This window comes from Kitasatospora sp. NPDC023120 (assembly GCF_055560835.1).
In genome coordinates this window covers 71,400-92,824 of record NZ_JBVHHY010000020.1, presented here as the reverse complement: position 1 = coordinate 92,824, position 21,425 = coordinate 71,400, and the positions used below count along the sequence as shown (strand labels likewise).

The 21,425-nt window shown below is 70.3% G+C and carries 26 protein-coding genes; 25 read left to right on the top strand and 1 reads right to left on the bottom strand.

Annotated features, from left to right (window positions below):
* The first annotated feature begins 317 nt into the window (after positions 1–317).
* The 10 genes from ACZ3TI_RS27555 (at position 318) to ACZ3TI_RS27510 (ending at position 6,253) form a co-directional block, all read left to right on the top strand.
* Positions 318–554 (top strand): hypothetical protein, encoded by a 237-nt coding sequence (locus tag ACZ3TI_RS27555; RefSeq protein ID WP_465730714.1) that lies wholly within the window; start codon positions 318–320, stop codon positions 552–554.
* Positions 555–557: 3 nt separating this feature from the next.
* On the top strand, positions 558–758 hold the full coding sequence (locus ACZ3TI_RS27550) for a hypothetical protein (protein ID WP_465730712.1): 201 nt from the start codon (positions 558–560) through the stop codon (positions 756–758).
* 44 nt (positions 759–802) lie between these two features.
* Positions 803–1,348, top strand: a complete 546-nt coding sequence (locus tag ACZ3TI_RS27545; protein ID WP_465730710.1) for a DUF6197 family protein — start codon at positions 803–805, stop codon at positions 1,346–1,348.
* Positions 1,349–1,362: 14 nt separating this feature from the next.
* On the top strand, positions 1,363–1,626 hold the full coding sequence (locus ACZ3TI_RS27540; RefSeq protein WP_465730708.1) for a hypothetical protein: 264 nt from the start codon (positions 1,363–1,365) through the stop codon (positions 1,624–1,626).
* A gap of 68 nt (positions 1,627–1,694) precedes the next feature.
* Positions 1,695–1,829 (top strand): hypothetical protein, encoded by a 135-nt coding sequence (locus ACZ3TI_RS27535; RefSeq protein WP_465730706.1) that lies wholly within the window; start codon positions 1,695–1,697, stop codon positions 1,827–1,829.
* A gap of 14 nt (positions 1,830–1,843) precedes the next feature.
* Positions 1,844–2,050 (top strand): hypothetical protein, encoded by a 207-nt coding sequence (locus tag ACZ3TI_RS27530; RefSeq protein WP_465730704.1) that lies wholly within the window; start codon positions 1,844–1,846, stop codon positions 2,048–2,050.
* Positions 2,051–2,062: 12 nt separating this feature from the next.
* Positions 2,063–2,395 (top strand): hypothetical protein, encoded by a 333-nt coding sequence (locus ACZ3TI_RS27525; RefSeq protein WP_465730702.1) that lies wholly within the window; start codon positions 2,063–2,065, stop codon positions 2,393–2,395.
* Between the two features lie 19 nt (positions 2,396–2,414).
* Positions 2,415–3,833, top strand: a complete 1,419-nt coding sequence (locus tag ACZ3TI_RS27520) for a DUF2637 domain-containing protein (protein ID WP_465730700.1) — start codon at positions 2,415–2,417, stop codon at positions 3,831–3,833.
* 279 nt (positions 3,834–4,112) lie between these two features.
* Positions 4,113–5,951 (top strand): FtsK/SpoIIIE domain-containing protein, encoded by a 1,839-nt coding sequence (locus ACZ3TI_RS27515; RefSeq protein ID WP_465730698.1) that lies wholly within the window; start codon positions 4,113–4,115, stop codon positions 5,949–5,951.
* Positions 5,952–6,013: 62 nt separating this feature from the next.
* A complete protein-coding gene (locus ACZ3TI_RS27510) occupies positions 6,014–6,253 on the top strand; it encodes a hypothetical protein (RefSeq protein ID WP_465730696.1) in 240 nt (79 codons plus the stop codon).
* Here the strand turns inward: ACZ3TI_RS27510 and ACZ3TI_RS27505 are convergent.
* Positions 6,250–6,750 (bottom strand): YebY family protein, encoded by a 501-nt coding sequence (locus ACZ3TI_RS27505; RefSeq protein WP_465730694.1) that lies wholly within the window; start codon positions 6,748–6,750, stop codon positions 6,250–6,252. The two genes, ACZ3TI_RS27510 and ACZ3TI_RS27505, sit on opposite strands and share 4 nt — an antisense overlap.
* Before the next feature lie 112 nt (positions 6,751–6,862).
* Here ACZ3TI_RS27505 and ACZ3TI_RS27500 point away from each other — a divergent pair, with 112 nt between their 5' ends.
* From ACZ3TI_RS27500 to ACZ3TI_RS27430, 15 genes are all read left to right on the top strand, one after another.
* Complete coding sequence (locus ACZ3TI_RS27500) at positions 6,863–7,546, top strand: hypothetical protein (RefSeq protein ID WP_465730692.1); 684 nt, start codon at positions 6,863–6,865, stop codon at positions 7,544–7,546.
* An 862-nt stretch (positions 7,547–8,408) separates the two neighbouring features.
* A complete protein-coding gene (locus tag ACZ3TI_RS27495) occupies positions 8,409–9,245 on the top strand; it encodes an SGNH/GDSL hydrolase family protein (protein ID WP_465730690.1) in 837 nt (278 codons plus the stop codon).
* A gap of 80 nt (positions 9,246–9,325) precedes the next feature.
* Positions 9,326–9,895, top strand: a complete 570-nt coding sequence (locus ACZ3TI_RS27490) for a hypothetical protein (protein WP_465730688.1) — start codon at positions 9,326–9,328, stop codon at positions 9,893–9,895.
* 18 nt (positions 9,896–9,913) lie between these two features.
* A complete protein-coding gene (locus ACZ3TI_RS27485) occupies positions 9,914–11,509 on the top strand; it encodes a hypothetical protein (protein ID WP_465730687.1) in 1,596 nt (531 codons plus the stop codon).
* Positions 11,510–11,522: 13 nt separating this feature from the next.
* Positions 11,523–13,862 (top strand): phage portal protein, encoded by a 2,340-nt coding sequence (locus ACZ3TI_RS27480; protein WP_465730685.1) that lies wholly within the window; start codon positions 11,523–11,525, stop codon positions 13,860–13,862.
* 224 nt (positions 13,863–14,086) lie between these two features.
* Positions 14,087–14,578, top strand: a complete 492-nt coding sequence (locus ACZ3TI_RS27475) for a phage minor head protein (protein WP_465730683.1) — start codon at positions 14,087–14,089, stop codon at positions 14,576–14,578.
* Between the two features lie 9 nt (positions 14,579–14,587).
* Positions 14,588–14,965 (top strand): XkdF-like putative serine protease domain-containing protein, encoded by a 378-nt coding sequence (locus ACZ3TI_RS27470; protein ID WP_465730681.1) that lies wholly within the window; start codon positions 14,588–14,590, stop codon positions 14,963–14,965.
* Positions 14,965–16,554 carry a hypothetical protein gene (locus ACZ3TI_RS27465; RefSeq protein ID WP_465730679.1) on the top strand — a complete coding sequence of 530 codons (1,590 nt, stop codon included), beginning with the start codon at positions 14,965–14,967 and terminating at the stop codon, positions 16,552–16,554. Before ACZ3TI_RS27470 ends, ACZ3TI_RS27465 begins: the two co-directional genes overlap by 1 nt.
* An 81-nt stretch (positions 16,555–16,635) precedes the next feature.
* The gene (locus ACZ3TI_RS27460; protein ID WP_465730677.1) at positions 16,636–18,135 is read left to right on the top strand and encodes a hypothetical protein; all 1,500 of its coding nucleotides are present in this window, start codon (positions 16,636–16,638) and stop codon (positions 18,133–18,135) included.
* A 166-nt stretch (positions 18,136–18,301) separates the two neighbouring features.
* The gene (locus ACZ3TI_RS27455; protein ID WP_465730675.1) at positions 18,302–18,715 is read left to right on the top strand and encodes a hypothetical protein; all 414 of its coding nucleotides are present in this window, start codon (positions 18,302–18,304) and stop codon (positions 18,713–18,715) included.
* A 41-nt stretch (positions 18,716–18,756) separates the two neighbouring features.
* Entirely contained in the window at positions 18,757–19,119 is a 363-nt protein-coding gene (locus ACZ3TI_RS27450) for a hypothetical protein (protein ID WP_465730673.1), read from the top strand.
* 126 nt (positions 19,120–19,245) lie between these two features.
* Entirely contained in the window at positions 19,246–20,109 is an 864-nt protein-coding gene (locus ACZ3TI_RS27445; RefSeq protein WP_465730671.1) for a hypothetical protein, read from the top strand.
* A complete protein-coding gene (locus ACZ3TI_RS27440; protein WP_465730669.1) occupies positions 20,109–20,516 on the top strand; it encodes a hypothetical protein in 408 nt (135 codons plus the stop codon). Before ACZ3TI_RS27445 ends, ACZ3TI_RS27440 begins: the two co-directional genes overlap by 1 nt.
* 11 nt (positions 20,517–20,527) lie before the next feature.
* Complete coding sequence (locus ACZ3TI_RS27435; RefSeq protein ID WP_465730667.1) at positions 20,528–20,905, top strand: hypothetical protein; 378 nt, start codon at positions 20,528–20,530, stop codon at positions 20,903–20,905.
* An 11-nt stretch (positions 20,906–20,916) separates the two neighbouring features.
* A complete protein-coding gene (locus tag ACZ3TI_RS27430) occupies positions 20,917–21,414 on the top strand; it encodes a hypothetical protein (RefSeq protein ID WP_465730665.1) in 498 nt (165 codons plus the stop codon).
* Positions 21,415–21,425: the final 11 nt, after the last annotated feature.

Sequence of the window (21,425 nt, the reverse complement as noted above, 5' to 3'; positions counted from 1 at the left end):
GCAGGCGTCAGACTCCTCGCACTCGAAACCCGACACGACACAGCCGGATAGAGGACTCCGATCACGACCACTTACGCGTACGGCCGCTACTACGAGCCCAAGTCCGTCGTCGCCCGCTACCGCACCGCCGGCGGCCACACCATCGAGGTCCGCGAGGGATGGGACTGCGACCACTTGTTCTACGAGTGGACCTGCCCCGGCTGTGGCACCGAGAAGCCATTCACCGCCTAGGACGACCAGGCGGCCAAGCAGGCCGCCGAGAGGCACGCCCGGGCCTGCAAGGCCAATCTGACCGCCCGACAACCCGCGAGGACGAAATGCAGTACACCCTCTACCCCGGCTACTACGACGTCGACTGCTACGGCTGGGAGCTGAAGTCCGACGACCGGAGCGTCACCGAGTGCCACGGCTCGTTCGCTGACGCCCGGGCCGACGACATCCGTGCCGCGCAGTCCTGGGCGGACCAGATCCTCGGCCGCCCCCAGGCCTGGATCCGGGGCGACGAGCGAGGTCACGACGGCATCTACGGCCACCACTACACCGCGGAGGCCTGACCCATGCCCCGGCTCACCAACGGCCACACCCTTACCCGCGCCGACTACGACACCCTGATCTGCTGCGGCAAGCCGATGATCGTCGGCCACGCCACCGCCCAACTGCCCACTGCCGGCGCGACCTGCAAGACGTGCCGGTGTGTCATCACCTCTCAGGACTACGGGCCGATCCACCTGAACGCCTGCTCTGTTCACCGCAGCTGACCAACGCCAAGCCCTACCCCACCGACCAGGAAGGGAGGCCGTACATGGCCGCCACCGCGACACTCCAACTTGACCCGGACCTGTACGGCCCCCTCCTGGTCCGCGAGATCGAGGCCTACCTCGCCGCCGTCGCACCCACGCCGGTGTGGCGCACCCGCCTTCGCAAGGCCATCGTCGACGCCCACCATCCGGCCCCGGCTGAGCCCGCCGTCGGCGATACCGAACCGTGGTGGCACGACGCGCCTACGCCCACCCGCACCCTTGCTGACCGGCTGCTCCGGCGGCGTTCCTTCATCCACACCACAGCCCGCCAGCACCTGCAGCTGATGGACCGCTACATCCGCCAGCATGGCTGGACCCAGCGCCAACTGTGGGACGACGAAGGCCGGGTCTGCATTCTCGGCGCTCACGTCCAGGTCCTCGCCGCCGGTTACGGCAACGCCGCAACCGCGTGGCAGGCCCGCCTCGCCATCGGCAATGCCCTCGGCTACGCGGGCCAGTTCATGCACGTCGACACGTGGAACGACCAGACCAGCACCACACAGAACGACGTCCACCAACTGTTCGCCCGGGCTGCAGCCCGCGCCTGACAACGGGAACAGCCATGACCGTCTGGCCCGAGGGCGTCATCGCCCGCTACCTCAACGTTGGCGGCGCGTACGTCGACATCACCGACGACACCCGCATTGCCCGGGTGTCCGCCCGATGCCACGGCTGCACGTGGTCCGACTACCACTGCACCGGTGGCCTGTACACGGACACGGCTGACCAGGCTGCCGGGCGCCTTGCCGAAGCTCTGCCCGGCGTCCGCGCGCTGGCGCAGCAGCACGCAGAGGTCTGCCGCGCCATGAGCAAGTCCGACAGCTGAACATCCAGCAGGGCGACCGACGCCACGTCGGATGTCCCAGCCCAGCAACTCCTCGAAGGGCCCGACCAGTGAACGACTACCTGCGCTTCCTTGCCGCGCCTCACCCCGACCCCGGCGACAGGGCCCTCCGCTCCGCCCACCTCGCCGCGATCAGCCTCCTCGCCGCACTCATCGCCTCCGCCTACTACCGCCGCACCACCTGACCCCGGAGCCCACCATGACCACCTTCAAGAAGGGCGACCGCGTCCGCATCGCCCGCGACAACTTCGCCAAGCACGAGGCGCCCACCCGCTTCCTCGGCCGCACCGGCACCGTCACCGCCTTCCGCCAGGGCTGGGTCTCAGCCAACGGGCTCCAGGACCCCGGCCAGCCCAACGACCCCACGCCCTACGGCTTCGAGGCCAGCGAAGTCGAACACGCCTAACAGGAGACCCCAGTGGCCCGCACCGCCGCCCCAGCCGAGCAACACGCGCTCACCACCGTCAGCCTCGCCCTCGCCGGCCTGGCCGCCACCCAGACCCCCGGGGCGGCGGTCACCACCATCCTCCTCGCGAGCGTCGCCCACTACGCGATCCTCGCCCTCGCCGCAGCCGTCCTGCGCCTCAACCTCCCGCTCCTCCTCGCCGGCCACCACAAACAGCTCCGCGCCACCGCCGCAGCCCTACTCCTCGGCGCAGCCCACGCCACCCGCATGGCCGCCACCGCCATCCTTTGGGCCCTCACCACCACAGCCCACGCCATCGCACCCAACCAGCCGCCCACCACCTGACCCGAACAGGAGCCCAGCCGTGACCGCCACACCCGAACAGCCGGCCGCCCCGGCCGAGGCACCCCGACGACCCGCGCCCATCACCCTCAATCGCACCCAGAAGGGCCTCCTCGGCACCGTCGCCGCCGGAGCCGTCCTCATCGCCGGCATCGGCTTCGCCGGCTCCTACCAGGCCGTCGTCAAGCTCGCCAAGGACAAGCACTTCGGCGAGTTCGCCAACTGGTTCCCCATCGGCATCGACGCAGGCATCGGCGTCCTCCTCGCCCTCGACCTCGTCCTCACCTGGCTCCGCATCCCCTACCCCATGCTCCGCCAGGCCGCCTGGGGCCTCACCGGCGCCACCATCGCCTTCAACGCCGCAGCCGCCTGGGGCGACAACCTGGCCGTCGGCATGCACGCCGCCATCCCCGCCCTCTTCGTGATCGTCGTCGAAGCCGCCCGCCACGCCATCGGCCGCCTCGCCGACATCGTCGCCGAGCGGCACATCGAATCGCCGCCCTGGCAGCGTTGGTTCCTGTCGCCGTTCGACACGTTCTTCCTCTGGCGGCTGCAGCGGGTCTGGCAGATCCCCTCCTACCTCCGAGTCATCGAGCTCCGGCGAGACCTTCGGGTATACAGGGCCAAGCTTCGGAAGGAGTACGGCTGGCGGTGGCGCTGGCGCGCCGACGCCGACGAACTTCTCCCGTTCACCATGGCCCGCTTCGGGATTTCGGTTTTGGACGCCCTCGCCCTTCCCGAAACCGAAGCCGAAGCGCAGCGGCAAGCCGAAGTGGCGCGCGCAGCTGAAGCCCGCCGAAACGCCGCAGCCGAAGCCGAAGCGCTTCGGGTTGAGGAAGCGAAGCGCGCAGCCGAAGCCGAAGCCCGCCGCGTTTCCGAAGCCGAAACCGAAGCGAAGCTCGCGGAGATCGCGAACGCCCGGCGCCTCTCCGAAGCCGAAACCGAAGACGAACTGTCCGCCCGGGAGCAGCAGCGCCTCACCGCCGAAGCCGAAGCCGAAGTGAAGCGTATGCAGCTTCTCGCCGCCCAACGGCAGGCCGAAACCGAAGCCGAACTGAAGCGATTGGCCCTCACCGCAGACGCGGCTCGCCGGGCAGCAGAAGCCGAAACCGAAGCGCTTCAGGCGGCGCGGGAGCGGGCGAGGCTCGAAGCCGAAACCGAAGCGCTTCGGGATCAGGCGTACAGCGCGAAGCCGGAGCAGCTCGAAACGGCGGGCCGGTCGAACCGGAAACCGAAGCAGGCGGCGGAACTCCCCGGCCGCCAGGCTCGGATCAAAACCGAAGTCGACAAGCTCCTCGACCTCATGACCGCCGAGGGCTACGAAGCCGTCGACCTGAAGCGTGCGATGGCCGAACTGAATCTGAAGCAGACCACGGCCTACGACCGTCTCCTGAAGGCTCAGGAGAAGTGGCTGCAGAAGAGCACCGGCCTGACGGTCTGATGGCGGCGCCCAGTCCGACTGGGCGCACGCCACCTGCCCTCAGCTCAACCCGACCCACTCCCCCGCCCCACCGAACCCCCTGAGGAGGCCTCCGTGGCCCAGCAATACACGCCCGCCGAGACCGACAACGTCCTCCCGTTCATCCCCCGCCCCCAGCGCTCCGAGCCCGCGACGACCACGACGACGATGCCGACGACGACGACCGTTTTGGAGCCGCGACCTGCGGAAACGTTGCCGGAAGCGGGCCCGGCGGCGGCATCGTCATCGGCCTCTGGGTCCGTGCAGGACTCTGTCTACCTGCCCGTCCAGGCCAAGCCGTCCCTCTCCCACCGCTTCTTCGAGGGCTGCGTCGCCGTCGCCAACCGGGTCGGCGCCCTGGTCGTCAGATACCGAGTCGAACTCGTTCCCACCGCGGTCGTCGGAACGGTCACTGGCCTCGGCTGGTGGCAGAACCTGGCCGGCGTCGGCGGGTGGGGGACCGCCGCCTACGCGGGCCTCGCCGTCCTCGGTGCGGGCATCGCAGCGTGGGGGGTTGAGCAGAAGAACGACATGCTGATCCGCACCGGCGCGGGCATGACGATGACGTTCGCCGACGTCGCCACCGCGGTCGGTGCCGGCCCCGGCGGGATCTCCCTCACCGCGGCTGCGGTCACCACCGGAGCCGCGTACGTGGTGTACGTGCCGTGGCTGCTTGGTCACCGCAAGGGGCAGAAGAAGCTGCCCTCGAACCCGACCGCCACGGCGAACGCCAACGCAACCGTTGACGTACAGGTCCAAATGGACAAGGGCCAGGCCGCGCTCAAGGCTGCTGCGTCCAGCACCGGCACCGGAGCCGACATCCTCGCCGAGGAGGAGCAGCCCACCGCGCGCGTTCCCGGCGGCCCGTTCCACGGCGACGTCATCCCCTACGCCGACGAAGACTCCACGGACGTCGCCGACCCCATCCGCCTCGGCTGGGACGAGTTCGGGCAGCCCGTCTACCTGACGATGCTGTACCGCCACACGCTCATCGCCGGCGCCAGCGACTGGGGCAAGTCCGGCGTCGCCAACCTCATCATCAAGAAGCTCCTCAAGAAGCAGCACGTCGAGATCTACGGCATCGACCTCAAGCCCGGCGCCCCCGAGCTCGGTCCCTGGGCGCCGCTCCTGAAACGACTCGCACGAACCCCGGAAGAGGCCCGCGAACTTCTCAAGGACCTGCTGGCCGAGGGCGAGCGCCGCGGGGCCCACCTGGAGAACCTGTCAAGGCAGTCCCTCGCACGCGGCGGGCCCGCCGTACGCAAGTGGATCCCCGGGGACTCGAACCACCCCGACCCACGGAAGCGCGGCCACGGCACCGCGGTCTTCCTGATCTGTGACGAGCTCGGGGAGCTGGTCCGGCAGGACGAGGAACTCCGCAAGGAAGAGGCCGAGGCGCGAAAGCTCGAACCGGACGGTCTCCCCGCCGAGCCCGCCATTACGAAGCTGTACGAGTCGGCTCTCGCACTACTCCGGTTCCTGGGGATGCAGTTCGTTTCGGCAACCCAGCAGCCGTCGTCGACGGTCTTCGGCGGCCGGACCGACGCCCGTGGGAATTACGTCAACCGGATCTCCACCAGGGTCGCTGACCCAGACCACGCCCAGTTCGTGTTCGGCAAGCGCTACCAGGCGCTCGGCCTGGACCCGGCAAAGCTCCGGCGCCCTGGCGAGATCTTCCTGGCGTGCCCGGAGATGCCGGAAGCCGCGCCGCCCCCACGGATCCGCGTCGAGTACGTGTCGGACCAGGACATCTCCGACGACGTAGCGCACCTGCACGCCAGCCTTCCGGCGCGGGAGCCGATCGGCCGGTTCGCCCCCCAAGGCCAGCCGCGGGCGGACCTGACGAAGCCGGAGCAGCCTGCCCGGCCGCAACTGCTCTACCCCGACGGGCAACCTGTCGACGGCGAGTGGCCCGGTCTGTACAAGGTGTTCCTGCAGTTGTGCTCGGAGCAGGGCTACGCCACCAAGAAGGACCTTGGCGAGCGTGGCCCGTTCAGCAGCCTGGACACCGTCCGACGCGCCCTGGAGGTGTGGGTGCAGCACGGTGTCCTGGTAGAGAAAGTCGGGCCCGTCAAGCAGTTCTCGCTGCCGACCGACTGACCCGTGCCGCTGTCCCCGCCCTGGTGCTACCAGGGCGGGCCTTCGCGCGAGAGGATGAGCCCATGAGCCACGCAACCGCCATCAATCCCGACGCCCCAGCCACAGATCGGCGCCGGCAAGTCCTCGACGCCATCCGCCGCGCCGGAGGGACCTGGAACCGGCAGCGCGCCTGGCAGCTCTACCAGCCCCGGCCCGACAACAAGTTCGTCCGCCGAGACCTCCAGGCTCTCTACGCCCGCGGTCACCTGATGCGGCCAAGGCTTGGCGAGTACGAACTGACGGCCACCCCTCAGTCGAGCTAACAGAGCGCGTGGCCGGCGTCGATCACGGACCCGATGTCGACCTTCAGCCCGTTCCCGAGCTGCACGTCATCAGCCCAGATCGGCTGCGGCTTCGGATACTTCGCCTGCGCGAGGCCGTTCACCCCGTACTCGACCCCGTTCGCCTCGAAGGTGATCTGCTGGCCAGGCCGACACCGGAGAGTTCCGGAGGGCACGGTGAACGGCCATGGCGTGACAGACGCCTGCGTCACCTCCCGGCTGTGCCCTCCGTCAGGCGAAAGCGGGACACCCGACGCCACGTTCGCGCTGCGGCCTGCCGGCATCACCGGGCTCGGTGTGCCAGCTGCTCCGGATGGGTTCCCACCGCCGCCGGAGCCGACCAACCACCACATCAGTGCGAGAGCGGCGATCCCTCCGAACACGTACAGGCCCTGTTTGGCTTGCCGGCGTTCGCGCTCCCGTTGGAGCCGTTGCCTTTCGCTCAACTCCCACTGCACCTGCGGTGTCATGTCGTCCACGAGTACACCTCCCTGGTCGACCGATCAGCGTAGTAGGCGCCCGGCACCGGGGTGACAGATTCCGGATCGGTGCCACACTGGACTGATCACCCCGCCGCCCGGGAGGACCAGCATGCCCACCCTCACCGACGACACCCTCGACACCCGGTGCGCCCACTGCCCCCGCCTCCTGCGCGGCGACGAACTCCACCGCCACGCCTGCTACGTCTGCGAAGACCGCGCCACCACCCAACTCGGCGCCATGCCCAGCCTCTACCGCCAACTCGGCGACAAACTCATCCCCGGCTCCCGCACCGACAACGCAGGCCAAGTCACCGGCTCCCCCGGCTCCACCCGCCTCGGAGCCGCCCTCACCCCGCTCGACCTCCGCGGCCCCGGAGGCATCGTCTCCCTCCTCCTCGGCATCGAGCAGCGCTGGCGAATCCACCTCGACTGGGCGCAGCTCCCCGAACGGGGAGGCTACGAGTCCAGCCTCGCCGGGTGCGTCACTATGCTGGTCAACAACCTGCCGTGGGCGTGCGAGCGGTACGCGGACATCGGCGCGGACCTGCGGCTGATCGGCAGCCTCCACGCCCAGGCGGAGTCGACGGTCACCGGCCAGTGGGAGGTGAGGGTGCCGGTCGGCTGCTGCCCGGCCGTGCCGGTGGACGGCGGGCCGGCGTGCGGTGAGCGCCTGAAGGTGTCGCCTTGGGCCATGGAGATCAAGTGCCAAGGTTGCGGGGCACGGTGGGGTCGGTCTGAGTGGCTGCGGCTCGGCGCGACACTCCGGGGGATCGTTTTGCCGGTCGCGGCTTGACAACCCGTCGGACCGAAGCGACTATCTGATCAACTAGAACATCTGTCGAAAGGGCCGCCCCGCGCCGGGTGGCCCTTTCGCGTTCCGTAAGGCGGTGCCAGGTGGATCCCATACTCGTCACCGCCACGGAAGCGCGCCTGTGGACCGGCCGCCCCGTCGGCACGATCTGGCGCTGGGCGAGCGAGGGCCGTATCACCCGGCACGAAACGCCGACGGGTACCCGGTACGACCTGCGTGAACTGCCGCCGGCGTCCGAGACCGGCCCCGGTTCGGTGCCCGTCCTGCCTGAAGGCCGCCGAGCGGCTTGAACCCCGAAGCTCCCCGCCGCGTGCCGCCCGCGCGAGCCGGCCGGCGGGGACGGCCCGCCCTGAGGGCGGCGGGCCCCAGCTCGCGGCCTGGCACCACCGCTTCCTGCCAGGCCGCGGGCGCCCATCCCCCGGGAGGTGCGCATTGCCACGGAAGAGACCCCCACGCCCGTGCCAGCCGCCGCGCGCCGCACGGCTGCCTCTCCACGCCGAGCTGGAAACGAACTTTCCGCTGATGGAGCGCCTCGAACGCCTCGCGGACTCCTGGATCGCAATCGCCCGCACCCTCACACAGGCCGATTCGTGACGGCCGGCCCGCAGCGTGCCCTCGACGCCCCGTTCACCCACCCCACAGCCTGGACACCAATCCCCGGCACCTGCTCACGCTGCGGCGCGCGCGCCTGGCTCGGCGAGCGACGCTGGTGGCACCAAGGCCCCACCTGCAGGGCCCGGCCCACCAACCGCGTCACGGCCCCCCTCGCAGCGGAGTTCATCCCAGACAGACGGCCGCGCTGACGCCCGCCCACGCACCTGCCCTCACCTGAAGGAGCGCTACGGTGACCGCCCCCATCGGCTACAGCCCCGCCACAGCCACCTCCATAGCCGAAGGCGCCACCGACGCCGGCTTCGTCGAGTCGAACGGCCAGGTCGGCTGGGACATCTGCGCGTCCCGGTTCAACCTGCTGGAGGTCATGCAGCAGAGCTCCAGGCTCGCCATCGACACGCGCGACAACCTGAACTTGCTCCGCAACCAGCTCCTGCCCGCTCCCGCCACCCAGGTCCGGGTCATGGCGTGCGGCGACTCCATCACCGTCGGATTCGGCTCGACTGACGGTCAGGGCTGGCGGGGTTGGCTCGCCGACCTCATCGCCCGGCAGCGCGTCCAGCCGGTCATGTCGATGTGTGCTCACGGCGGCTGGTACCTCGCCGACCTCAAGGCCAGCATCGGCGCCGCGCTGGCCGCGAACAGCCCCGACGTCGTGCTGATCAACATCGGCACGAACGACGGCGACTTCGCCAGCACGTTCACCGCCACCACCTACGGTGCGCTGATCGACCAGATCCTTGCGTCCAGCCCCACTGTCAAGGTCGCCTGCGCCCTCGTCGCCCTCAGCCAGCAGGCCACCGGCATCCTCAGCAATGAGCAGCACGCCAACGCCGTCATCACGCAGGCCGTGAACGCCCGCATCTCAACCGGCCGGGTCGTCCTTTCCGACCACACCCACACCACCACGGCCCGCTGGGAAGTCGACGCCACCCAACCCAACAGCGCGCCGCCGCCCGGCCGGTGGACGATCGACGGCGTCCACCCGACCGATGCCGGCTACCTCCAGATGGCCCGTGTCTGGCTCAACACCATCCAGCCGCTGGTGCCCGGCCTTACCGCCATCTGACCGCCCGAAGGAGCCCTCATGTCCATCGCCGATGCCGCCAAGGCCATCGCAGCGAAGCTGCCCGCCCCGCAGGCCTGACCGTGGCCGCCGGCAACAAGCCCATCTGCGGAGCCAAGACCCGGCAGGAGGAATCCGCCGACTTCTGCGGCCTGCGCGCCGGCTGGGGCACCGACCATCCCGGGACCGGCAGATGCCGCCTCCACGGCGGCAGCACCCCCGGCCAAAAGGTCAAGGCCGCCCAGGAGATCGCCGAGAGGGAGGTCCGAGCCTTGCTCGCCGAACTCGACGTCCAGCCCGTCGACGACCCGCTCACGGCCCTCATGCAGCTGGCGGGCCAGGTCGTCGCATGGCAGACCGCCACCGCCACCCTGGTCAACCGCATCGGCAACGAGATCCGCTACGAGGGCCACGCCGGCGCCGAACAGCTCCGTGCCGAAGTGCAGCTGTACGAGCGGGCTATGGACCGGGCGAACACCGTCCTGTCCTCCATAGCCCGTCTCGACATCGAGGCACGGCTCGCCGCGATCTCCGAGGCGCAGGCCGACCGGGTCCTCAGCGCGATCGACGCCGTCCTCGCCCACCTCGGCGTCAGCGGCGTCCAGGCCGCCGAGGCCAAGACCGTCGCGGCCCGCCACCTGCGCTCCGTGTAGGCCGCGAGGGGGTGGCAGGTGCGGGCCGACCCTCTCGCTCTCGCCGCCCGGCGACTCGAAGAAGACAGCGCAGCCCGTGCGCGGGTCGACGAGTACGCCGCCGACCCGGCACTGTGGGCGCGGGAGAAACTCGGCGAGCACCTGTGGTCGAAGCAGGTGGAAATCGCCGCGTCCGTCCGGGACCACCGCATGACCGCAGTCCAGTCGTGCCACGGCGTCGGCAAGTCGTTCGTTGCCTCCCGGCTCACCGCCTGGTGGCTCGACACCCACCCCGCCGGTGAGGCCCGCGTCGTCACCACCGCCCCAACCGGCGACCAAGTCAAGGCCATCCTGTGGTCCGAGATCAACGCGGCGTTCTCCACCGCCGCCGCCCGCGGCACCCCACTGCCCGGCCGGATCAACGAGACCGACTGGAAACTCGGAAAGCGGCTCATCGCCTTCGGCCGCAAGCCGAGCGACTACAACCCGCACGCCTTCCAAGGCATCCACGCCAAATACGTCCTCGTCATCCTCGACGAGGCCTGCGGCATCAACAAGCAGTTCTGGACCGCCGCGAACGCCATCGCCACCGGCGAGCACTGCCGCATCCTCGCGATCGGCAACCCAGACGACCCCGGCTCCCAGTTCGCCCGGGTCTGCGCCAACACCGGCCGTTGGAACGTCATCCGCATCTCGGCGTTCGACACCCCGAACTTCACGGGCGAGACGGTGCCGGCCGAGCTGCAGCCGATGCTCGTCTCACACGCCTACGAAGCCGACATGCGGGCCGAGTTCGGTGCGCAGTCCCCGACCTACATCTCCAAGGTTCTCGGCGAGTTCCCGTCGGACGCCGAGGACGGCATCGTGCGGCTCTCCGCGATCCGCGCCTGCGGCCTTCCGCCAGAACAGCCGCTCAGGTACACCGACCTCACCCCCGTCGAGCTCGGCGTCGACCTCGGCGCCGGCGGAGACGAGACCGTCATCCGCGAACGCCGCGGCACCCGCGTCGGCCGCGAGTGGCGCAGCCGCGAGAAGGACCCCACAAAGGTCGTGCACACGATCGTCGCGGCGATCCGCGAGTCGAAGGCCACCAGGGTCAAGGTCGACTCGATCGGCATCGGCTGGGGCATCGTCGGCACTCTCAGGGAGCGCCGCGCCCAGGGCGAGCACGACGCGGAGATCATCGGCGTCAACGTCTCCGAAGCCAGCAGTGAGCCCACGAAGTTCGCCCGGCTGCGGTCGCAGATCTGGTGGCAGATCGGCCGGCAGCTGTCCGAGGACTGCGGCTGGGACCTGTCCGAACTCGATCCGGACGACAGGGAGCGGCTCGTCTCCCAGTTGACCGCACCCAAGTACTCCACGGACGCGTCCGGCCGGATCGTGGTGGAGCCGAAAGCCGAGACGAAGAAGCGGATCGGCCGCTCCCCCGACAACGCGGACGCCCTGCTCCTGGCGTTCTACACCGGCTGCGGCCTCGACGCGCACGCCTGGCTCTCCTACGGCCGCCGTAAGGCAGCCGAAGCTGCCCCGGCGGACTCGCCGGACGACCCCGTCCCCGCCGCCGTGCCCGACGACCCGGCCCTCGCCCGCAAGCGGGCCCGCGACGCAGCTCTCCGCCGACAACGCCAACCCTGAGATGGGAGGCAGCGTGGGCATCTGGGACCGCATCACCAAGGTCTTCGGCCCCGGCACCCGGGTACCCACGGAGATCGTCGCCGCCGAACAGGCCGCCCAGATGACCATGCAGACGCCGTTCGCGCCGGGCACCCCCCAGATGCCGTTCGACGGCTACTCGCGGCAGCCCCGCAGCCGTGATTTCCCGGCCGGCGTCAACATCGCGGCCCGGCCCCGCATCAACGAGCGCGTCGCCTTCCACACGCTGCGCGGCCTCATCGAGGCGTACGACGTCGCCCAGGCCTGCATATGGCACCGCATCGACTCCATCAGGGCGTTGGACTGGTCGCTCACCCCGGCGCCTGGATTCCACGGCGACGCCGCCGCGGCGATTGCGCAGGGCATGGCCGTCCTCACCAAGCCCGACCGGCAGACCCCGTTCGCGAACTGGTTGGCCACATGGCTGTACGACGTGCTGGCGTACGACGCGGGCACCCTCTATCGGCTGCGGAACCGTCGCGGTGACGCCATCGGCCTGCGGGTCGTGGACGGCACCACCATCGCGCCGCTGCTCGACTACTGGGGCAACATCCCCGAGCCGCCGGCCGAGGGATACGTCCAGTACGTGCAGGGCCTCCCCTGGAACTGGCTGACCAGGGACGACCTCATCTACCAGCCGTTCCGGCCACGCCCCAACAGCCCGTACGGCACCGCCCCATTGGAGACGGTGCTCCTCAACGCCAACACTGACCTGCGGTTCCAGTCCCACTTCCTGCAGCGCTTCACCGAGGGCAACGTGCCGGAAGCGTTCGCGTCCGCACCCGAGACCTGGAGCCCCGACCAGATCGAGGAATGGCAGACCGTCTGGGACGCCATGATGCTCGGCGACCAGGCCGCCAAACACCAGATCAAGTGGATGCCCGGCGGGTCCGGCATCACCTGGAGCAACGAGAAGGACTTCAGCGACACCTTCTCCCTGTTCCTGATGCGAAAGACCTGCGCCGCCTACCACGTCGTCCCGTCGGACCTCGGGTTCACCGAGACCGTCAACCTGTCCTCGTCCGAGTCGCAGGGCGACGTGCAGCACCGCGTCGGCGACCTGCCGCTGATCGCCCACATCACCTCCGTCCTGACCGACTTCCTCCAGAACGACCTCGGCCTGCCGATCGCGTTCAGCTTCGACACCGGCCAGGAAAAGGAAGACAGGCTGCAGCTCGCGCAGGCGTGGCAGGTCTACATCGAGACCGGCATGGCCTCCGTCGACGAAGGCCGCGAGGCCCTCCTCGGCCTGCCCGGCGACCCCACCCGGCCCACCCCGCGCTTCTACTCCACCCCGCGCGTCGGGCCGATCCCCCTCCTCGCCATCGACGGCGTCGCAGGCAGGGTCGACCCGGAAACGTTCGGCCCCGCCAAGGACCAGCCGGTCCTCGACCAGCCGTACGTTCCCCCGCCCGGCGCCGTGCCGGCCGCGGGCACCACCGACCAGGCGGCGGCGGCCGCCGCCGAGAACGCGTACCAGACCCGGTACAACGCGATGGTGCACGACACCGAGGTCGCCAAGGACGGCGGCGCCCAGACCGGGCCCACCGCGGGCATCACCTCGGCGACGGGCATCACCGGATACGACCTCGTCGGCACCGAGGACGAGGAGGACGACGACCGGGCGGAACTGGTCAAGCGGGAGCTGGGCTCGTTCAACCGGTTCTCCCGGGCGCGGCGGCGCGACGGCCGTTGGCGCGACTTCACCTTCCAGCACGTCGCCGCCCGCCAGGCCCGGCGCCTCAACCAGACAGGCCGTCTTGCCGTCCGAAAGGCAGCGGGCGAGGTCGCAGTCGCCGGACTCGCCGTCCGCGCGGCCGACACCGGCCGGGTCCTGATGATCCAGCGGGCCCTCGACCCCGAAGACCCCGCGGCCGGCATGTGGGAGTTCCCCGGAGGCCACTTGGAGGGCGCCGAGACGCCGCTCCAGGGCGCCTGGCGGGAATGGGCTGAGGAAACCGGGTGTATCCCCCCGCCGGGAACACTCACCGGCACGTGGACCAGCGCGAACGGCATCTACCGGGGCACGGTCTGGGAAGTCGAATCCGAGACTGCCGTACCGGTCAGCACCGGCCGCAACCAGGTCACCAACCCCGACGACCCCGACGGTGACCAGGTCGAAGCCATCGCCTGGTGGGACCCCGCCCTGCTCGACGCGAACCCCGCCGTACGGGCGGAGCTGCTGGCCAGCCTGCCCGACGTCCTCGCCGCGCTCGGCGTCGACAACCCTGCGGCCGTAGAGAAGGCAGGCGGCGGTGACGCGGACCCAAAAGCCCCGACGCCTGGCCCGGATGGGACCACGATGAGCGCACCGCCCGCTACTGGGCTCCGCTGATCGCCGCCGCGCTCGGCACCGCACTCACCGTTACGGCCGCAACCCGACTGGCCCACGCCTTCGCCTCCAACAACGGCGGCAACGGCACGGACCGGCAGACGCTGACCGCGGCCGCCACCACCTACCTCACCAGCCAGGACATCACGCCCGGGCCCGCACTCGCCGACGCGCTTGCCGGCCTCTACGCCGACGCCTACCTCGTCGGCGCGGTATCCGCCGCGACCGTGACCAGTGGCACCACCTACAACCTGAACAGCTGGCAGCCCGGCGGCGAACCCGCAGCACAGGCAGGCATCGAGGACCACGGCACCGGCCCGGCCCTCACCATGCTCTCGCTCGGAACCGGCGCCACCGCAGCGGCCCTGACCGCTTCCCGCATCAAGGACGCGGCCAAGGCCCTCGCGGACGGCACCGCAGCCGGCGACACCCCGCGCACCATCGGCGCCGCGATGCATGCCGCTATGGCCGACTCCGACCGCGCCTACGCCGCAGCCGTCACCGAAACGACCCGGGCAATCGCGGCAGGCGCAGCCGACGGCTACCGGCGCAGCGGGGTCGCACACGGCCGCTGGCAGACCGAGCCCGACGGCCATGTCTGCCCGGCCTGCGAAGCCAATGCCGCCGCCGGCACGCTCCCACTCGGCAGCACCTACCCCAGCGGCGACACCGCACCGCCCGCCCACCCCCGGTGCCGATGCGCCGTACTCCCCGCCTAGGAGGTCCCCGTGCCTGAGCAGCGCTATGTTCTCGGCATCGCTTACCAGGCCGGCCCCGACCCGCGGATCCAGAAGGGCGCCGACGGAGGCCGCGACTTCTTCACTCCGGAGGAGCTGGAGAAGGCTGCCTGGTCCTTCCTTCAGGACGGTGGCTCCCAGGTCGGCCTCAACCACGTCGACGGCACCACCGGTGCGGCCACCGTCGTGGAGTCCTACGTGTGGCGCGGCCCCGACTGGGACCTCGGCGACGGCGTCGTGGTCAAGGCCGGCGACTGGCTCGTAGGCGCCGTCCTCGACGAAACCGCCTGGCAGCTCTACAAGTCCGGCCGGATCACCGGCTTCTCGCCGCAGGGCACGGCGCGGCGTATCCCCACCAGGAGCAGCTGATGACCACACCCGACGACGAGTTCACCGAGCTGCGTGACGCGACCATCCCGCGCGTGGATCTGGTCGACAAGGCCGCCAACGGCACGCGGTTCCTCATCGCCAAGAACGCCGCCGACAGCCGGGGCCTCATGGCGCCTGGCTTCGTGCGGGACCTGATCGGCAAGACCGCCGAGCCCACGCCCCAGGAGGAGACCGTGACGATGACCGGCAGCCCCGGGGCCATTGCCAAGCTGATGCACGAAGCGGCGCAGCGCGCACGCCACCGCGACGACGTCACCAAGGACGCTGGAATCGGCGCCGACCTCGACGACTCCGAGGACGGCCTCGACCCCACGATGGTCCTCGCCGCCCCCGACGACGACGTTCCCGGCGACCCCAATGACCCCGGCTCCCCCGCCTGGGAAGCGATCGATGCGGCCACCGCCCAGAAGTGGACGTCGATCGCGGTCCGCCTCAAGAACGCCCTCGGCGTGCTGGCCGAACGCGAGATGCTCGAAGCCGCCGGTGCCGACCCCGACGACGCCTACGACGCGTGGGACCTGCAGGACGCGCAGTGTGCCCTCGACTACGTGATCGACACCCTCGCGTCGTTCGCCGTCGGCGAGCAGGCCGCGGCCGACCTGACCGGCGAGGCCATGGCCACCGTCGGCAAGGCCCTCGGCGGGTTGGAGCCCGCGGCGCTGGACACCGTCGAAGCCCTCGGCCAGGTCGCCAAGGCAGGCCGCGTCCTGTCCGCGGCGAACGAGGCCGCGATCCGCACCGCGACCGAGCACCTGCAAAAGGTGCTGGCGTCGCTGCCCGAAGCCCCGGTCGCCAAGACCGCCCACGAGGAGCCCAGCATGCCCACGCCCACCCCGTCCGAGGACCGCACCGCAGCGGCCGGCGAGGAGCCCGCGATGGGCACCGCCGAGGTCGAGAAGACCACCGAGCCCACTGCCGCCCCGGTGGCCAAGGCCGAGGCCGAGAAGCCGCCCGTGGTCGTCGTCTACGACCAGGCCGGGCGCCTCATCGGCATCGTCGACCCCGCCGACGTCACCCCGGTCGCCAACTCCGAAGCCGAGCCGGATGACATGGACGACGCCGCCGCCGAAGCGGCGGACAGCGCCCCAGCCGACGACACCCCCGACCTCGCACCGCAGCCCGCCGCCGAAGCCGGCACCCCCGCCGACGCGGCGCCGGACGATGACGTCACCAAGACCACCGACACCTTCTCCGAGATGTTCAAGAGCAGCCTCCTGGCAGCGGTCGAGGACGTCCTGACGAAGAGCAGCGCCGACCAGGCCGAAAAGATCGCCAAGACCGGCGATGCCGTCCTGGAGCTGGCGGAGCTCGTCGAGACGCTCAAGAGCCGTATCGGGGCGCTGGAGGAACAGCCCGCCATGCCGCGGGTTTTCACCAACGGAGCAACTCCGCCGCGCGAGCAGATGCGCGGCCAGGACCACGGCGCACCCGCGGCCGTCGACGTCGCCAAGGCCGCCCAGCTCAAGCGGACCCTCTACCGGGGTACCGCCGCCGAGCAGAACCAGGCCGCCACCGACATGCAGGCCGCCGCCATCGCCGCGCTCCAGGCGATCCACCAGCCGCGGTAACCACCCGCACCCAGACAGCCCCCAAGCCTCCGGACGAGCGCCCAGCGCCCCGGGGGCTTTCGCATGCCCAGGAGGCACCCCTTGAACGCACCGCTCGGCAGCATGACCGAGGACACGCTGGCCGCCATCAGCAAGGCGCAGACCAGCGGCATCCTCAACAACACCGGCATCTACTCGTACGACCTGAGCCAGCTCGTCTCCCTCATCCCGGTCGTCACCCCGTTCCGCGACATCGTCGCCCGCGTGCAGAGCCCCAACGGCAACCCGTACGCCGTGTGGCGGGCCATCATGAACCTCACCAACAGCCAGCCGTCCCCGGCCATGGGGTTCGACTACGCCGCCAACGAAGTGGTGTTCCAGGAGCAGGACTTCCAGGCCCGCTACAAGCCCACCGGGTTCGCCGGCCTCGTCACCCAGGACGCCTACGACCTGGCCCAGGGCTACGGCGACCCGTTCGCCATCAGCACCTTCCAGGTCCTCAATCAGGTCCTGATCGGTGACGACCGGCAGCTCATGTGCGGCCAGTCGTTCCCGCTCGCCCGTCCCGCCGCGCCGACCCTGGCCACGTCGACCAGCGGCGGCACCATGGCCGCGACCACCACCGTGTACGTCGGCGTCGCCGCGCGCACCGGCACCGGCTACTACTACGGCAACGGCAACAGCCAGGGCAACAGCGCCAGCATCGCGACCGGCTCCGGGTCCACCAACTCGATCTCGGCGACCGTCGGTTCGGTGCGCGGCGCGGTCTGCTACGACTGGTTCCAGAGCGCGAACGGCACGACCTGGTACTACTACACGACCACCACGGTCAACGCGGTCACCATGACCAAGATCATCAACGCGAACCAGGCGCTCCCCTCCCTCAACGCCGCCCCGGACCTCTCCACCTCCTGGCAGGGCACCGCCAACGCGACGCCGACCTACAGCGCCGCCGCCGACAACGGCTCCGCCGCCCCCGCCGAGTACGGCGGCTTCCTCGCCAGCCTCGCCGGCGACTACAACGGCTCCGGCCAGTGGGCGCAGCCCGGCACCGGAACCGCGAACCCCTCCATCAACAACTCGCTCAACGGCGCCGCCCTCACTCTCACCGGCGGCAGCATCACCGAGATCGAGAACCTGCTGTTCCTCCCCCTGTGGCAGCAGGTGAAGTGCTCCCCCACTGCCATCATGGTCAACGCCGTCCAGGCCCAGTCGATCGCCAACCTCATCCTCGGCTCGTCCTCGGCGACGACCTACCTCAACACCGACTCCTCCGGCCGCGTCTCCGTCACCGCGGGCGGCCGCGTCGGCGAGATCGTCAACGCCCCCGCCGGCGGCGTCACCGTGCCGATCGAGGTCCACACCTCGCTACCGCCCGGCACGATCATCGCCCGCACCGACCGCGTCCCGTTCCCGCAGGCCAACATCCAGTCCGTCCTGGAATACCGCGCCCTGCGCGACACCGCCCAGTTCGACTACGGCGTCTCCCGCATCGCCAACACCGCAGGCGGGGGCCCGAGGCGCGAGTACGAAATCCGCAGTGTCGGAGCCTTCCTGAACCGCGCGCCCGTGGCGATGGCGACCCTGCAGAACGTCGCCTGACACCGGCGACGACCTGCAGTTCACCCGGCCGGCAGCAGTGTCGACAGCGAGTCTCCTGCCCAACCGGACAAACAAGATCGGCGCGCAAGGCCGGCAACCCCGGCCTTGCGCCACCGCCGACAAACAGGAGGCGGCCCGGATGCCGCCGGCCCGCGCGGGTGTACCGATGCCCAACTTCACCGCTACACAGGAGCTGTTCCGCGCCGACGGGCTCACGCTGAACAGCAACTCGGACACCGTTATCGCGAACATCACCAACCAGGTCAACGGGGCCACCGGTGGCTTGATCGATGTCTCGTCGGTGTCGAACGGGCTTCTGATCGTGCGCGTCGCGAACGCCCCGACCGGAACGAGCCCCGGGCTCGCGGTGTTTTTTGACACCTGCGACGCGTTCGGGAACTGGGTCCTGACCTCGAACGCGACCGCCATCTCGGGCGCCGTCCTCGGCTTTGCCGCGACGGTCGCAGGCAACATCTCGACCGGCTACGGCCTCACCTACAACGGCCGGATCCGCTGGACGGTCACGGGGACCGGCAGCCCGACCTTCACCGGGGTCAGCTTCAGCCTGTTCGGCCGCTGACCCGCCCTCATCCGCTCCATCACCCTTCGAGGAGAGCAGGCATGCGCCTCTACTCGCGTACGGGCGCGACCGCGCTCGAACACCCCGTACACGGCCGTATCGAGGCCGACCCGGTTCACGGCGGGTTCGACCTGCCGGAGGAACTCGCCGAGGAGCTGCAGACTTTCCCCGCGTGGGAGACGGACGTGGCCCGGCAGCACCGTCTGGTCGCGGAGGAGATGGAGCGCCGCAAGGACCCGGCGACACTCCTCGACGCGGTACAGCAGCTGGTGCAGGCGGCTCAGGCCGTGAGCGCGGCACGGCAGGAGTCCGGTGCTGCCGGGCAGGCCGAGGAGTCCGCTCCCGCGAAGGCCACCCGCGGCCGGAAGGCCGCCGCAAGCCGCCCGGACCTGTCCTCCGAATAGCCACCTCATCAGGGCAACTGCGCGCAGCAGCACACCTATCCGAGCAGGAGGTGACCGACTGTGGCCACGCCGTACATCACAGCAGGGATGCTGCTGGCACAGCCGGCCGGGATCAGCTGGAAGGTCATGCCGACCCTCACCGCTGACGCCTCGTCACAGTTCGCACAGCTCCAGCAGGTGTGCTGGAGCGCCACCGCGGCGATCGACACCTACTGTCGGCAGCCTCTGCGGGCGACAGTCGTGACCGAGACGCAGGCCGGACCGGGCGGGTCGAGCGTCTCGGTGGACCGGCACACCCGGATGGGCATGGTCGTCGCCCGGCACCGGCATCTGTCTGACGTGTGGGCGGTGCTCGTGTCGCCGGCCCGCACTTTCCCCGCGGTCTGGTCACCGGTGCCTGCCGGCCAGTTCCGACTCCGCACTCCAGTGGCCTTCGCCGGGCCGGTACCAGCGACAGGCCCGTCCGGCGGAAGTGCCATCGACGTGGCGGCGGGCTGGATCGACTGGCGGCAGGGGCGGGGCGGCTGGCAGGTGCAGACGTCCTACACGTCGGGGTGGCCGCACGCGGCTCTCACTGCTCCTGCTGTCGCGGGCGCGACTTCGATCAGGGTGGACGATGTGACGGGCTGGGGCGGTGCGCATGGCACGGCGGGGTTCTGCTACGACGGACCCGGCACGGAAGGCATCGCCGTGAGCAGCGCCGCTGCCACCACCCCGACGGTGCTGCCCGGCACCACGATCACAGTCCAGACCGGGCCCGGAACCGTTCAGCTCGCCCAGCCTCTCACCCAGGCCCATCCTGCCGGGGCGGTGGTGTCGGCGCTCCCAGCGAACGTCCTCCACGCCGCAGTCCTCGCCGCCGCGGTGGAGGCTCTGGAGGGCATCGACGCCATCGCGACCCAGTCGCTGTCCGGCCAGCTGGCGGGCGGGACCGGTGCTCTGGCAACCGAGGTCGAGATGCTCCTCGACGACTACCGGCGGATCGCCTGATGGCCCGCCGACGCCCCAACTTCGGTAGTGGTGGAGCGAGCGGCACACCCGGTGTGCTGCGCTTCTGGAACCGCACGATCACCATCATGCGCGGCACCGCCATCAACGCCTACGGCGACGCGACGGACGTGGGGGTGCCCCTCTACACGGGGGTCCCGGCTGCGCTGGCGGAGACCGAGCAGGTGGCGTTCGATTCGGCGAGTCAGCGCCAGCAGATCATCCGCAGCATCACGTGCACGGTGCCGAACTGGGCCGACGTCCGAACCACCGACACGATCCGGGACGAGACGACGGGCCGCTACTTCATGATCGAGAACATCTCTGAGCAGCCCGGCATCGGCTACTACCCGCCACCGAAGACCCTGACGTTGCGCGCACGGTCCGGGGTCACCGCAGCATCCGACTGAGGAGGCACCCCATGGCCCACGCAGAGATCGACGGCGCCTGGGAAGAAGCGGTGACCACCGCGCTCGGGCGCCTGTTCACCGAGAAGCTAGGGCCGGCCATCGCCGCCGACGCCACCCGTTACTGCCCCCAGCACACCGGGGCGCTCGCCGCCTCCATTGAGCACCACATGGAGGGCCGGGACCTGATCGTGTCCGCGACCGGCGGAGCAGAAGGTCGCACCTACGCCGCGTACGTCGAGCTCGGCACCGGCCCGCACATCATCCGCCCCAACGGCAAGCAGGCTCTCTACTGGAAAGGCGCAGCCCACCCGGTGCGAGAGGTCCACCACCCGGGTACGCGACCCAGGCCGTTCCTGCGGCCCGCGCTGTACCAGCAACGCGGCGACTGACCGGGGGCCAGGTGACCACTCCCCTTCCGCTGGAGGCCACCCACGAGCTCGTCTGCGCGCAGTGGATCGCCACCATCCCAGGTTTCAACCCGGGGATGGTCGGAACGACTCTGCCTCCGGACGTCAACGCCGACGGCACCCTCGCCGCGTGGGTCTCCACCGGGTTCGTCACCGTCGCCGTCGTCGGCGGGTACCCCGACCCGGAACTCCTGATCAACTGGCCCGTCCTGCAGGTCGACTGCTGGGCCACCGTGCCCGGCAGCAACAAGCCGCCCTGGCACCAGGCAGTTTCCCTGGCCGGCGCGATCCGCCGGGCCACCTTGGACCGGCGCGCTATCTCCCGGCCGCTGCAGATCAGTGCGAACGGGGTCATCTATCCCACCGCAGCCGTCAAATCGGCGTACCTGACGACGGCGTTCCGCCGCCTGTACGACGACCAGGGCGACTACGCCCACTACCAGGCCGACATGTCGCTGTCGTGGGTGACCGTCAACGACCGCCTTTACTGAGTGAGGAACCC